This is a genomic window from Neisseria sp. P0009.S008 (assembly GCF_051958615.1).
Taxonomy (GTDB): Bacteria; Pseudomonadota; Gammaproteobacteria; order Burkholderiales; family Neisseriaceae; genus Neisseria; species Neisseria subflava.
Genome location: NZ_JBQCVG010000040.1, coordinates 1 through 335 on the forward strand (window position 1 = coordinate 1; position 335 = coordinate 335).

A 335-nucleotide genomic window follows, 5' to 3' on the forward strand; every position below is an offset into this window, starting at 1 on the left:
CCGCCACCCTCGACGACTCTCAAGCTTGCCAGTATCCAGGGCAGTTCCACAGTTGAGCTGTGGGCTTTCACCCCGGACTTAACAAGCCACCTACGCACCCTTTAAACCCAATAAATCCGGACAACGCTTGCACCCTCCGTATTACCGCGGCTGCTGGCACGGAGTTAGCCGGTGCTTCCTTTCCCGGTACCGTCAGTGAAATGGGCTATTCACCCACTCCATTTTCGTCCCGGGCGACAGAGCTTTACAACCCGAAGGCCTTCTTCACTCACGCGGCGTGGCTGCGTCAGACTTTCGTCCATTGCGCAAGATTCCCCACTGCTGCCACCCGTAGG

General features: G+C 57.9%; 1 rRNA gene. It reads right to left on the bottom strand.

From position 1 onward, the window contains the following. Positions 1–335: ribosomal RNA gene (locus ACTHSQ_RS11155) — 16S ribosomal RNA — on the bottom strand; the annotation flags it as partial.